Annotated in this window: 14 protein-coding genes and 1 pseudogene; 7 read left to right on the top strand and 8 right to left on the bottom strand. The window is 56.7% G+C overall.

Annotated features, from left to right (window positions below; all coding sequences use genetic code 11):
* Positions 1-20: 20 nt before the first annotated feature.
* Positions 21-992, bottom strand: a complete 972-nt coding sequence (locus tag AC2FND_RS08300; protein ID WP_496769070.1) for a UDP-glucuronic acid decarboxylase family protein — start codon at positions 990-992, stop codon at positions 21-23.
* A gap of 319 nt (positions 993-1,311) precedes the next feature.
* On the opposite strand from AC2FND_RS08300, the pseudogene AC2FND_RS08295 reads away from it, so the two are divergent.
* A pseudogene (locus tag AC2FND_RS08295) lies at positions 1,312-1,992 on the top strand (AbiU2 domain-containing protein).
* A gap of 3 nt (positions 1,993-1,995) precedes the next feature.
* Here AC2FND_RS08295 and parE read toward each other — a convergent pair.
* Positions 1,996-3,954 carry a DNA topoisomerase IV subunit B gene (gene parE, locus AC2FND_RS08290; RefSeq protein ID WP_496769068.1) on the bottom strand — a complete coding sequence of 653 codons (1,959 nt, stop codon included), beginning with the start codon at positions 3,952-3,954 and terminating at the stop codon, positions 1,996-1,998.
* Between the two features lie 152 nt (positions 3,955-4,106).
* On the opposite strand from parE, the gene AC2FND_RS08285 reads away from it, so the two are divergent.
* Positions 4,107-4,715 (top strand): carboxymuconolactone decarboxylase family protein, encoded by a 609-nt coding sequence (locus tag AC2FND_RS08285; protein WP_496769066.1) that lies wholly within the window; start codon positions 4,107-4,109, stop codon positions 4,713-4,715.
* Positions 4,716-4,785: 70 nt separating this feature from the next.
* On the opposite strand, the gene AC2FND_RS08280 is transcribed toward AC2FND_RS08285, so the two are convergent.
* Entirely contained in the window at positions 4,786-5,664 is an 879-nt protein-coding gene (locus AC2FND_RS08280) for an alpha/beta fold hydrolase (RefSeq protein WP_496769064.1), read from the bottom strand.
* 121 nt (positions 5,665-5,785) lie between these two features.
* Here AC2FND_RS08280 and ppk2 point away from each other — a divergent pair, with 121 nt between their 5' ends.
* Both ppk2 and AC2FND_RS08270 read left to right on the top strand, forming a co-directional pair.
* Positions 5,786-6,709 (top strand): polyphosphate kinase 2, encoded by a 924-nt coding sequence (ppk2, locus tag AC2FND_RS08275; protein ID WP_496769062.1) that lies wholly within the window; start codon positions 5,786-5,788, stop codon positions 6,707-6,709.
* A 107-nt stretch (positions 6,710-6,816) separates the two neighbouring features.
* Entirely contained in the window at positions 6,817-8,187 is a 1,371-nt protein-coding gene (locus AC2FND_RS08270) for an MATE family efflux transporter (RefSeq protein WP_496769060.1), read from the top strand.
* Here the strand turns inward: AC2FND_RS08270 and AC2FND_RS08265 are convergent.
* On the bottom strand, positions 8,184-8,585 hold the full coding sequence (locus AC2FND_RS08265; protein WP_496769058.1) for a hypothetical protein: 402 nt from the start codon (positions 8,583-8,585) through the stop codon (positions 8,184-8,186). The two genes, AC2FND_RS08270 and AC2FND_RS08265, sit on opposite strands and share 4 nt — an antisense overlap.
* Positions 8,586-8,587: 2 nt before the next feature.
* Positions 8,588-9,790, bottom strand: a complete 1,203-nt coding sequence (locus AC2FND_RS08260) for a pyridoxal phosphate-dependent aminotransferase (protein ID WP_496769056.1) — start codon at positions 9,788-9,790, stop codon at positions 8,588-8,590.
* A 92-nt stretch (positions 9,791-9,882) separates the two neighbouring features.
* On the opposite strand from AC2FND_RS08260, the gene AC2FND_RS08255 reads away from it, so the two are divergent.
* The 3 genes from AC2FND_RS08255 to AC2FND_RS08245 all read left to right on the top strand — a co-directional run bounded on the left by AC2FND_RS08255 (position 9,883) and on the right by AC2FND_RS08245 (position 11,105).
* Positions 9,883-10,275: a helix-turn-helix domain-containing protein gene (locus tag AC2FND_RS08255; RefSeq protein ID WP_209503387.1), complete on the top strand. Its 393-nt coding sequence runs from the start codon at positions 9,883-9,885 to the stop codon at positions 10,273-10,275.
* A 29-nt stretch (positions 10,276-10,304) separates the two neighbouring features.
* Positions 10,305-10,529 (top strand): succinate dehydrogenase assembly factor 2, encoded by a 225-nt coding sequence (locus AC2FND_RS08250; RefSeq protein ID WP_480505786.1) that lies wholly within the window; start codon positions 10,305-10,307, stop codon positions 10,527-10,529.
* Positions 10,530-10,607: 78 nt separating this feature from the next.
* Positions 10,608-11,105 carry a MarR family winged helix-turn-helix transcriptional regulator gene (locus AC2FND_RS08245; protein WP_496769053.1) on the top strand — a complete coding sequence of 166 codons (498 nt, stop codon included), beginning with the start codon at positions 10,608-10,610 and terminating at the stop codon, positions 11,103-11,105.
* Here the strand turns inward: AC2FND_RS08245 and AC2FND_RS08240 are convergent, their stop codons facing one another.
* The 3 genes from AC2FND_RS08240 to AC2FND_RS08230 are packed head-to-tail and all read right to left on the bottom strand — an operon-like array spanning position 11,106 to position 12,942.
* Positions 11,106-11,819 (bottom strand): DUF1194 domain-containing protein, encoded by a 714-nt coding sequence (locus AC2FND_RS08240; protein ID WP_496769051.1) that lies wholly within the window; start codon positions 11,817-11,819, stop codon positions 11,106-11,108.
* Positions 11,816-12,517: a DUF1194 domain-containing protein gene (locus tag AC2FND_RS08235; RefSeq protein ID WP_496769049.1), complete on the bottom strand. Its 702-nt coding sequence runs from the start codon at positions 12,515-12,517 to the stop codon at positions 11,816-11,818. The genes AC2FND_RS08240 and AC2FND_RS08235 overlap by 4 nt, the downstream gene beginning before the upstream one ends.
* Entirely contained in the window at positions 12,514-12,942 is a 429-nt protein-coding gene (locus AC2FND_RS08230; RefSeq protein WP_209503395.1) for a VOC family protein, read from the bottom strand. The genes AC2FND_RS08235 and AC2FND_RS08230 overlap by 4 nt, the downstream gene beginning before the upstream one ends.
* Between the last annotated feature and the right edge of the window lie 77 nt (positions 12,943-13,019).

Raw genomic sequence — 13,019 nt, 5'->3', positions numbered from 1 at the left:
GCGTGCGATGGCGAGACGCGTTATCCGGCTGCGCTTTCCGACTGAAGCGCCCGGAAATACCGGATCGTTGCGTCCAACCCTTCCTTCAGTTGCACCGTAGGCTCCCAGCCCAACAAGGTCCGCGCCAGCGTGATATCGGGCTGGCGCTGCTTCGGGTCATCTTCTGGCAATTCCTTGAAACTGACAGGGGTTTCTGCTCCCACAAGGGCCTGCACCTCGCTGGCCAGCTCGTTCATCGAGAATTCGTTGGGATTGCCCAGATTAACGGGGCCGGTGACCTCCTTGCCTGTGTCCATCAGGCGGATGAACCCTTCGATCAGATCGTCCACGTAACAGAATGACCGGGTCTGCGTGCCGTCGCCAAAGATGGTGATGGCCTCACCGGTCAGGGCCTGCATGATGAAGTTCGACACAACGCGCCCGTCGGCGGGGTGCATTCGGGGGCCGTAAGTGTTGAAGATGCGGGCGACCTTGATCTCAAGCCCCATCTGACGGTGATAGTCGAAGAACAACGTCTCGGCACAGCGCTTGCCCTCGTCATAACAGGACCGCGGCCCAACCGGGTTGACGTTGCCCCAATAGTCTTCGGTCTGCGGATGGATGGTCGGGTCGCCGTAAACCTCAGACGTTGAGGCCTGGAAAATCTTGCATTTCAGCCGCTTCGCCAGCCCCAGCATGTTGATCGCGCCATGCACGCTGGTCTTGGTCGTCTGCACCGGATCGTGCTGATAATGCACGGGTGAGGCCGGGCAGGCGAGGTTATAGATCTCGTCCACTTCCACGAACAGAGGGAAGGTCACGTCGTGGCGCATGAACTCGAACCGCGGGTTGCTGTGCAGATGGTCGATATTGCGCTTGGTGCCGGTGAACAGGTTGTCGACGCACAAAACCTCATGCCCCTGATCCAGAAGCCGGTCGCACAGATGCGAGCCTAAAAACCCGGCCCCACCGGTTACGAGAACACGTTTTCGACTGTCATAAAGGCGGGCCATTGCAAATCCTTAATCGTTAAATCCAAGCCAGCTTGTCACAGGGAAGCCGGGTCTTGGTTTGATTAGTAAACCGAAGGGATTTGAATTGCAGTAGATTTTGGTTTTTTGAGGGCGCGTATGGTGGTGGTGTGTCTTCCTATACATCCAATGCTTGATGCAGAGCATCATTCACGCGCCCGACCCGCGCCCCCATGGGCGGGCGCGAGGATTTTGATCGGGTAGGATGGGTGTTTACACCCATCTCGATGCGGGCAATTTGATAGGTGCGAACATCCACCCTGCGGATGCTAGCTGCGAAAAAACTTCTGAAAGAAACTAAATGGTAAATGAAGCTGAGAACCTCTTCGAGCACTTAAAGACGGACTTCTTTAGGTTGCGTGTTGAATGGAGGTTGTACCGGTCGCTATGGGGGACCAATAAAGAAACCTTTGATATGCTCCAGTCAATTTCAGTTTCAACCTCTCAAACCTTGGAGGCAATCGTTTTTGAAAGAGTTCTACTTGGATTGAGAAAGCTAACTGATCCACCGCATGGTAGAAGAATGAGTGCAAAGTCTGTTTCCATACGTGCTTTGCCAAAGTACTTTGACGATGGTGAATAGACACTTACCAAACTTGTTTCGAGTAGCCTTAGGTCTTCGAGCTTTGCTCGAAACTGGTCAGACAAGCGGATTGCACATTCGGATTTTGAATACCGTGTAGGAAACGCGCAACTCGAACCCGCCAGCAGAGCAAAGGTCGAGAAGGCTTTAGAAAGCATCGCGACAATCGTCAAATGGATCGCGCTAAACCACTTTGATACAACGTTGATTACTCATCCAATACCGCCGCTTTCCGACGAGAGAACGTTTCTTCGTTGTCTTTATGAAGGAAAACAGGAAATGGAACGTAAACGCGAACTGTCTAAACAGCTTTCTCTTCAAGGCAGGTATGAGGAAAGAAACAAGTTGAGAGAAATGCCCGATTGGCTCAGGAGGTCTGAACCGCCGATAGACTCTTAACCCTCAAACATCCAGCTCCTCCACAAACCGCGCGTTCTCCTGAATGTACTGGAACCGCAGTTCGGGCTTCTTGCCCATCAGACGCTCGACCAGATCGCCGGTCTCGCCGGGTTCGTCCTCGTCGATGGTGACCCGGATCAATTTCCGGGACGCGGGGTCCATCGTGGTCTCTTTCAGGTCCTTGGCGTCCATTTCACCCAGACCCTTAAAGCGGGACACGTCGATCTTGCCCTTGCCGCCCAGACCTTTTTTCAGCCATTCGTCGCGCTCGGCCTCGTCCAGACAATAGACGCGTTTGGCGCCCTGGGTCAGGCGATAGAGGGGCGGGCAGGCCAGGTACAGGTGGCCCGCGTCAATCATTGGGCGCATCTGGGTAAAGAAGAACGTCATCAGCAAGGACGCGATATGCGCCCCGTCCACATCCGCGTCTGTCATGATGATGACCTTGTCATAGCGCAGGTCGTCAACGTTGAACTTGGTGCCAAGCCCGACACCCAGCGCCTGCGTCAGATCGTTGATCTCGGCATTGGTGCCCAGTTTCGAACTGGCCGCGCCCAACACGTTCAGGATCTTGCCGCGCAGGGGCAGCAGGGCCTGCGTTTTGCGGTCACGACCCATTTTGGCAGAACCGCCCGCAGAATCGCCTTCGACGATGAATAATTCTGTGCCGTCGCGTGTTGAACTGGAACAGTCCACCAGCTTGCCGGGGAGACGAAGTTTCTTAGTGGCGGACTTGCGTTGTGTTTCCTTCTCGGCCCGTCGGCGCAGGCGTTCCTCAGCCCGCAGGATGAGGAAGTCGAGGATCGCGCCCGCGGATTTCGTATCAGCCGCCAGCCAGTTGTCGAAATGGTCGCGGACCGCGTTTTCGACCAGCCGCTGCGCCTCGACCGTAGCCAGACGGTCTTTGGTCTGGCCTACGAATTCCGGTTCGCGGATAAAGCACGACACCAGCGCGCAGCCACCTGTCAGCAGGTCGTCGCGGGTGATCTGAGCGGCCTTCTTGTTGTTGATCAACTCGCCATAGGCCTTGATCCCCTTGAGGATCGCGGCCCAGAATCCAGCCACATGGGTGCCGCCTTCGGGGGTGGGAACGGTGTTACAGTAGGATTGGATGAACCCATCACGCGACGGTGTCCAGTTGATCGCCCATTCGACCTTGCCGGGGGTGCCGAATTTCTCGTTGAAATCGACGGTGCCCGCAAAGGGTTGCTCGGCATAGGTGGACGAGCCGTTCATCGTCTCTTTCAGGTAATCCGACAGGCCACCGGGAAAGTGGAACGAGGCCTCAAGCGGGGTCTCGCCGTCATCGATGGCGGTTTTCCAGCGGATTTCGACGCCCGAGAACAGATAGGCCTTGGAGCGGATGGACTTGAACAGCCGCGCGGGTTTGAACTTGTGATGGCCAAAGATGTCCGGGTCGGCGTGGAAGGTCACCGTTGTGCCGCGCCGGTTCGGGGCCGCGCCAACCTTTTCGACCGGGCCAAGTGGGATACCGCGCGAGAAACGTTGTTCATATAGCTGCTTGTCCCGCGCCACCTGCACGACCATCGAATCAGACAGCGCGTTCACCACCGACGCACCAACCCCGTGCAAGCCACCCGAGGTCTGATAAGCCTTGCCCGAGAACTTGCCACCTGCGTGCAGGGTACACAGGATCACCTCCAACGCGGACTTGCCCGGAAATTTCGGGTGCGGGTCGATCGGGATGCCGCGCCCGTTGTCACGGACGGTCAGGGCGTAGTCGGAATGCAGCTCGACCTCGATCCGGTTGGCATAGCCTGCCACGGCCTCGTCCATCGAGTTGTCAAGGATCTCGGCCAACATATGGTGCAGCGCACGCTCATCCGTGCCGCCAATATACATGCCGGGGCGTTTGCGAACCGGTTCCAGCCCTTCGAGCACCTCGATCGAGGAGGCGTCATAGGTAGAGGTGGCGCTGGGCGTCAACAGATCTTCGGGCATGGGTGCTGCTCTTGTTTTTGGGTTTCCGCCATTATGGCAGGTGATGTGGTCCGGGGGAAGAGGGACGCGAGGTGTTGTGGATTTTCTGCCAAGCCGCTTGCAATCCGTGCAGATAACCCGTCCTTTGATCCCGGTAAAGCGGAGGTGAATAAATGAGCTGGATCAGAACCGTTCCGTTCGAAGAAGCGACTGGAAAGTTGAAGAAACTCTACGAACGCGTGACCGGGCCGAACAATAACGTAGACAACATCATGATGGCACACAGCCTTCGCCCGCATTCGATGGAAGGCCATATGGCCATGTACAAGGCAGTGCTGCATCATTCGGGCAACAAGATACCGAAATGGTTTCTGGAAGTGCTGGGGGTTTGGGTCAGCTCGCTGAACCGGTGCGGCTATTGCGTCGAGCATCACTTTGCAGGTCTTCAGCGCTTGCTGGGTGACGCGACGCGCGGCGACACGATCAGGGCAGCGATTGAGGCGCGCGATCCCTTGGCCGCGCCATTGGATGCGGCGCAAACGGCTGCGATGGATTATGCCCGCAAGTTGACCGAAGCGCCGGGCGATCTGGTCGAAGCGGACATCACCGCCCTGCGCAACGCGGGGTGGGATGATGGCGAAATCCTCGAGATCAATCAGGTCTGCTCCTACTTTTCATATGCAAACCGGACGGTTCTGGGGCTTGGGTGCTCAACCGATGGTGATGAATTGGGCTTGTCGCCCAACAATTCTGACAACCCTGACGACTGGGGGCATCGGTAAGGTGCTAAAGATATCGTTGGCGCTGCGACAAAGGCTGCTTGGCTTGCCGTTGCGCACGGGCGGGGCCTGATTACGTCTGGCCTGTCCATTCCAAAATGGCCTGAGCCACGGCCTGCGGGTTTTGATGATGCAACCAATGATCGGTGCCAGGGATCATGACACGGGTGAGGTTGGTGGCGAACGCCTCCAACCCCTCAGTGGCTTCGGGTAAAAGGGCTTTGTCGTCCGGCCCCCAAAGCAACAGGTGTGGACACTTGACATGCAACCGGTCGAGCGGCAGGTCAGGTAGGTCTTTCGAGGGGACACCGGGTTTAGCTACAACGAGCGGAGAAGCTCGGTACCAGTTCAGCATCGCCTGCAGCCGACCGGGTCGGGCCCATTCAGTGCGGTAGTTGGCCATGCGAGCTTCGGTCAACCAATCCAGCCCCATACCATGGCGAAAGAACTGTTCCAGCATCGCAAAGTTGTTTTCGGACAGTTTTTGTTCGGCATCAGGTGTCCGCAGCAGATTGATATATTGCGAGGCTGTGGATTGTGCGCCACCCGAGGCCATGGCGCGTTGAAACGGCACCGGGTGCACGCCGTTTGCAATGATAAGCCGATCAACCAGTTCCGGGCGGAACATGGCTACGCCATAAGCCACCGATGCGCCCCAGTCGTGACCAAGCAACGCAACAGGCGCGCCGCAGGTTTCAATCAGTACGGCCATGTCCGAGACCAATTGCGACAAGGTATAGTTCTGCACCCCCTCGGGGCACCAGCTTTGTCCATAACCGCGTTGGTCCGGAGCAATACAACAAAAGCGTTCTGCCAGATGAGGCGCAAGATCAGCCCAGGCGCCGCTGAATTCAGGGAAACCATGCAGCATCAATAGTGGTGGCGCGGCTTTGTCGCCCCATGTCCTGACGTAAATAGAATGGCCGTTCAGCTTGAAAAAAGACGTTTGCATTGGAGCAAGTGATCCGCGCTGGAATTCATGGGTTTTTGAGGCATCTATTTGACACCAATCAAAGCGCATTTCCGAGCTTTCTGCTAGCCACCCTTCAGAACAGTAGAAAAGGACAGAATGCATGGACGCCATTGCCACGAACAAAGCGGAACTTACTCAGATCAAACCGGCACCTGCCGACAGCGCGGACCCATCAGCACCCAGCCCCGAGAAAATCCGGCAGGCGTTCGAAAGCGGAAAGTATCCGTACGAGCGCAAGATGGCGCGAGGCACGTATGAGGCGCAGAAAGCCGGGTTGCAGGCCGAATTATTAAAGGTTCAGCTGTGGGCGCAGGATACGGGGCAGCGGTTTGTGTTGTTGTTCGAAGGGCGCGATGCGGCCGGCAAAGGGGGTACGATCAAGCGGTTCATGGAGCACCTGAACCCGCGTCAGGCCCGTGTCGTTGCATTGAACAAACCCACCTGGGAAGAGAAAGGCCAGTGGTACTACCAGCGCTACATTCAGGAGATGCCGACCGTAGGCGAAATGGTGTTCTATGACCGGTCCTGGTACAACCGTGCGGGTGTGGAACGGGTTATGGGGTTCTGCACACCCAACGAATATCTTGAGTTCATGCGGCAAACGCCCGAGTTGGAACGGATGCTGGTGCGCTCGGGCATTCAGCTATACAAATACTGGTTCTCGGTTACACAGCAAGAGCAGCAACGCCGTTTCAAAAGCCGTGAAACCGACCCCCTGAAGCAATGGAAACTGTCGCCCATCGACAAGGCGAGCCTCAGCAAGTGGGATGATTATACCGAGGCGAAAGAAGCCATGTTCTTTTACACTGACACGGCTGACGCACCCTGGACGATCATCAAGTCAAATGACAAGAAACGCGCGCGCCTGAACTGTATGCGTCACTTCCTGTCCTCGCTGGATTACCCTGGCAAGGATCACGATATCGTGGGCGAGCCTGATCCGCTGATCGTAGGGCAGGCGCATCACGTTATTCACCGCTCCGAGCATATTCTGGGTACGGCTCTGCACCCCGATGCCCGCTGATTGCAAAGATGCCCGGCCACAGGAAACGTCCGGGCATCAAAGTCTCAATGTGAAATATTGCCGATCCGCCCTTGTCCCGCGCCAAAGCCGCGCATATGGCTGGAGCAATGACAAAGGTGATGACATATCCGGCCCATTTTCGGGCTATTGCCGTTCTTGGCCTGCCATTGGTTGGCGGTCATCTGGCGCAATACGCAATCGGTTTGACCGACACCATCATGCTGGGTTGGTACGGGGTCGAGGCGTTGGCGGCCGTTACCTTGGCCAACAGTTTTTATTTCGTGTTGTTTTTGTTTGGTGCGGGGTTTGGCTGGGCCGTGATGCCCATGGTTGCCACAGCGGCGGCGGAAGGGGATGAAACCAGCATTCGCCGCTCGACCCGGATGGGTCTGTGGTTGTCGTTGCTGTATGCCGTGGTTGTCATGCCCTTGCTGTGGTGGTCCTATCCGATCCTGATCGCCATGAAGCAGGAACCGCAAGTTGCTGAAACCGCAGCCGAATATCTGCGAGTTGCCGGTTGGGGATTGTTTCCGGCTCTCATTGTGATGGTGTTGAAAAGCTATCTGGCGGCATTGGAGCGAACACAGATCGTTTTATGGATCACGATTGCGGCGGCGGCTGTGAACGGGCTGACCAATTATGCGCTGATCTTCGGAAACTGGGGCGCTCCCGAACTGGGCGTGACAGGGGCGGCAGTTGCCTCGATCACGACACAAGTTGTTTCGCTGATCGCGGTCGTTATCTATGTGGTCCGAACGTTGCCGGAGCACAGCCTATTTCAACGGTTCTGGCGACCGGATTGGGAGATGTTTGCCAGCGTATGGAAGCTGGGCGTACCCATCGGGTTGACCACACTGGCCGAAGTTTCACTGTTCGCGACTTCTGCGGTGATGATGGGCTGGTTGGGTCAGGTCCCGCTGGCTGCGCATGGGATCGCCCTGAACCTGGCTTCGGCCACCTTCATGGTTCACCTGGGGTTATCAAATGCGGCGACCATACGGGCTGGCAATGCGCTGGGTCGTCGGGACAGGGCGCATTTGGAAAAGGGCGCAATCTCTGTGACTGGCATGTCGCTGGTCATGTCAGTGGCAACCATCATCCTGTTTCTGACCTGCGCCGAGCCTTTGATTTCTCTGTTCATGGAAGCAGATGATCCGCAGCGGGGGCAAATCCTGACCATTGGAACCGGATTGCTTGCCATGGCGGCGTTGTTTCAGCTTGTCGACGGCGCGCAGGTGATTGCGCTGGGCCTGCTGCGCGGGCTGCAGGATGCCAAGATCCCAATGCTCATGGCGGCGCTCAGCTATTGGGTCGTGGGGATTCCTGCGTCGTATTATTTCGGCTTTGTCCGTCATATGGACGGCATCGGCGTCTGGCTGGGGCTGGTGCTTGGTCTCGCCTTCGCGGCCGTGCTTCTCATGACCCGGTTCTGGATGCATTCGGTACAGCAGATACAGGCATCGGCCGAGCCCGCTTAGTCTTTGTCCAGCCGATCTGCCTTTTTTCGCACCAGTACCGTACGCAGGTCGTGCATGGCCATCAGTAACCTGTCTGTCACTTCCGCCAGCTGCGTGTCGCTTGCCTTGGACTGCGCCCATTGCGTGGTTAGGTTCAGATAGTCGACTGCGCGATGAATATCGTCGATGTCACGCTGGGCCAGCAGGGCCCGGCGCTCTTCCATCCATTGGGTAATTTCGGCCTGATCCCGGTCAGACAGCGTCCGCTGCCCGTGCGGCTTGACCTCGCCATTGCGGATATTGACGACGGCAATCTGGTCCATCTCGATCCGGCGCTGACGGTTTTCGGTATCGATCCGAAACACCGCAGCACCGTTTTCACGTATGCGAAAGTAATACTCGGGTAGTTCGGCGGTCATGGTCACCTCAGGGAAGCACAAAAGCGCTGGATGCGGCCGCAAGCTTCGGTCAGTGCCGCGTCAGACGTAGCATAGCTGACGCGGAAATTCGGCGACAGGCCAAAGGCGGCACCAAATACAACGGCAACGTCGGCCTCTTCCAGCAGTGCGGTTGCAAAGGCTTCGTCGTCTACAAGGACCGTCCCAGCGGGCGTCGTTTTCCCGATCAGTCCGGCGATAGACGGATAGACATAGAAGGCCCCTTCAGGTGTGGGGCAGGTAACGCCATCCATCTCGTTCAGCATCCGAACCACCAGATCGCGTCGGCGTCTGAATGTCTCGTTATTCGGGGCCAGAAAATCCTGAGTTCCGTTCAGGGCCTCGACAGCAGCCCATTGACTTACCGAACAGGGGTTCGAAGTTGATTGCGACTGGATCTTGCGCATGGCCGCAATGATCTCGACCGGGCCGGCGGCATACCCGATGCGCCAGCCGGTCATGGCATAGGCTTTTGAAACCCCGTTGCAGGTGAGCGTCCGGTCAAATAGACCGGGTTCAACTTCGGCCGGGGTACAAAATTCAAACCCGTCATAAGCCAGATGTTCGTACATGTCGTCCGACATGATCCAGACATGCGGATGACGCATCAGAACATCGGTCAGCGCCTTCAGTTCATCCCAACTGTACCCAGCGCCCGTCGGGTTCGAAGGCGAGTTAAAGATGAACCACTTCGTCTTGGGCGTGATGGCGGCTTCCAGTTGTTCTGGGGTCAGCTTGAAACTGTTTTCCAGCGTCGTCTCGACCACAACAGGGGTGCCCCCGGCCAAAAGCACCATATCGGGGTAACTGACCCAGTACGGTGCAGGGATGATCACCTCGTCGCCTTCGTTCATCGTCGCCATCAAGGCATTGTAGAGCGTTTGCTTGCCGCCGGTCCCGACCGAAATCTGGGCTGGAGAATAGTCCAGCCCGTGATCACGTTTCATCTTGGCACACGCCGCTTGCTTCAACTCTGGGATACCGTCCGGTGCGGTGTATTTGGTTTTGCCTGCTGCGATGGCCGCAACTGCGGCGTCCTTGATGTTCTGGGGCGTGTCGAAATCCGGCTCACCGGCGCTTAGCCCGATGACATCACGTCCGGCGGCCTTCAGCTCGGCTGCCTTGGCTGTCATGGCGATGGTGGGTGAAGGTTTGACGCGTGACAGTGTCGCAGACAGAAAACTCATGCTCGGCCTCGGTTTGTATGTTTAGCCTGACTGTCATAGGGTGCGCCCGAGTGACGATCAAGCCGTATAGATAAAGTGAATTGGAGACCCGAATGAATGACGAAAACGACTGGTACGGTCCGGAATCTGCTACATTCGGAGACCGCCTGGCCGGCGCACGAGAAGCCGCGGGAATGACGCAAGCGCAACTGGCGCGGCGCCTTGGGGTCAAAAAGGCAACAATTTCGGATTGGGAAAATGATTTGTCCGAGCCCCGGGCCAACAGGCTGTCAATGATGGCGGGCATGGTCAATGTCTCGATCATGTGGTTGTTGACCGGCGAGGGCGAAGGCATGGATGCGCCCGTGGATGAAGGCGAAGGCGGCATGGAACTGTCCTCGGCCGTGGCCGAACTGCGCGCCATTCGTGCGGAAATGCGCACATGTTCCGAACGCGCAGCGCGTCTGGAAAAGAAAATGCGTCAGATGCTGGAGCAGAAGAATTGAGCGAACCCCGGGATGTGCGCATCAAACGCATGCAAATGCGGTCGATGCGACGCGGCATCAAAGAGATGGACATTATCCTGTCAGCCTATGCCGGTCGCAATCTGGCCGACATGGATACCGCCGGGCTGGATGTCTATGACGCGCTGTTGCATGAAAATGACCAGGACCTTTATCAATGGGTCACAGGGCAGGTGCAGCCTCCGGCGCGATTTGCCAACCTGATTGCAGACATAGCGCAAACCTTTCAGAAATAAGGCAAAGTTCTGTTTAACCGATTTTTCGGAATTTCGGTTCATCGTGTGTCAAACAGCGCGACTGAATCGGAGGGTCGGATGAGTATGGAAATGCAGGTCTCCACACCAGAGACCAAGGGCTTCATAGCCAGCTATCTTGAGGCGTTGGCCCTGGTGGAGCGTCTGCACCGGTTGTTGCTGGATGTCATCAAGGATGAGTTTGAGCGCGTCGGCGTTTTGGAAATCAATGCGGTTCAGGCGTTGTTGCTGTTCAATATCGGTGATCACGAAGTCACGGCAGGCGAACTGAAAAGCCGTGGATACTATCAAGGCAGCAATGTCAGCTATAACCTCAAGAAACTGGTTGAGATGGGCTACATGCACCACCAAAGATGCGAGATTGACCGCCGTTCGGTTCGCGTGCGCCTGACGCCGCAAGGCAGGGAAATCCGCAATATCGTGTCCAAGCTGTTTGCGCGTCACGCAGAAGGTCTGCAAGGCAGGGGGGTGCTTGGGCTTGAAGGCATCGAGGATATCACCAGTTCGCTGCGTCGCGTCGAACGGTATTGGACGGATCAGATACGGTATATTTATTGATCAGTGGCGGGCGTCAGACAGGACAAGGCTGTCCAACTCGCGAAGAAGTTTGCGGGTCATGGCCTCTTCATACGCCTCGAAGCCCAGCGCCACTTCTACGAACGCGTTTGGCCCCAAAATGACCCAGGCTGAATAGTAAGCTGAAAGTTCACCGACCTGAACATATCTCCGATCACCTTCTTTCGGATCGTCGGCGCCGATCACCAGCCCGTTAATTGTGATCCCGTCATGTCGCAAACTGGCTTTCACATCACGTGGATGCGGTCCGAGGTTATGTTTGCCATCACCGGACAGATCCAGCGTACGGCGCCAGCACCCCCTTTGCTGATCAAGCAGGGAAGAGCCAAATAACATGGCCGACCCTAGCGCCGTTCCCTGCGGCGCTGTGCTACGCGAGTTTCGAATCAAACGATCACTGATTGCGATCAGGTCGGCGGGGGACCGTACTTCTGTCCACTCCAGCAGCATCCGTTCATGTCCCCGCTCGCTCCATTCGTAGATCGCCAGACGCAAGGAGGTTGCACCGTCCGACAACATCAGCTGGCTGACTTCGGGGCGGCTCAGGGCCGACGCCAGCCCGTCCAGTTGCAGCCTGTACTCCCGGCTGTCGACCGAACCCGACACATCCAGCCCTAGCGCAAGGGCCTGGCGGCACTCGCCAAGGGCAGGTCCTGAAATCAGGCAAGCCAGAAAGACGATCACGCGACGTATCATGGGCCTTCAATCCGCAATGCTCCGATTTGCAGACCGCTCAGTTCTCGTTTCAGTTTCTTTCGCATGGCGCGCTCGAAATCTTCAAACCCGGTGGCAATTTCCAAAAAGGCGCCGGGCCCGTGCAGGACGTTATTTTCGAAGAAAGGGATCAGGAACAGCTCTCCCTCGAAATCCGCCGCGTTGATCACAAGCCCATTCACGACAGTGTTTTGAAAGGGAAAGTGCCGATAGGCGATCTGAGGCCCATAGCCGTCGTTGTTCGTGCCGTCACCGGACAGGTCAATGGTTTGAAACAGGCATTGTGGAGCTTGCCTCATAAGGCTTGCACCATATGCCAAGGCATAGCCCATAGCTGTTGCTGATCCGCTGTCAGATCTGACGGATTGACTGACCTGGCTGGATGCGAACAGCAGATCACCAACATCATCGATCATTGTCCAGTCCAGGACGACATTTTGGGTTGAGCGGCCACTCCACTCATATACCGCCAGAGCAACCGGCATCGGTGAAGAAAAGAAGGCCTCTTGCACTTCGGGCGCAATCAATGCGGCGGCTAACCCCTGCCGCTGTAACACATCTTCGACCTCATCGACTGAAACGGAAATATCCATCGCCAAGGCCAGCGCCAAGCGGCATTGCTCGGCCTTAACAGGGCTGGCCTGAACGACCAGCCCAAACGCTATCAGCCAACGGATCACCAGTGACCACTGCTCTCCATGCTAGCCCAGGGTTCGGCTGGTTCCAGTGCTTCTCCATTCTGCAAAAGCTCAACCGAGATGTTGTCGGGAGATCGAACAAAAGCCATGCGACCATCCCTTGGCGGGCGATTGATCGTAACGCCATTGTTCTGAAGATGCTGGCAAACCTCGTAGATATTGTCGACACCGTAGGCCAGATGGCCGAAGTGACGGCTGTCGGCGGGCAACTCATCATCGCCGTCCCAATTGTACGTCAACTCGATCGGCGCGTCTTCTTGTCCCGGAGGGGCCATGAAGATCAGAGAAAATCGCCCGGCTTCACTGTCATACCGGCGTGTTTCTTTCAGACCCAGAAGCTCGTAAAACGCCATGGATTTTTCCAGATCCTTCACGCGGACCATGGTGTGAAGATATTTCAGCGCCATTTCGGCCATCCTTTTTCGACTCACATTGCCAAGAGCTTAGCGCTCCGCCTCGATGTGTCGATAGAGCCTTCGGCAGC

This window comes from Ruegeria sp. BHSB056, assembly GCF_059613305.1.
This window is presented reverse-complemented; position numbering and strand designations above follow the sequence as displayed.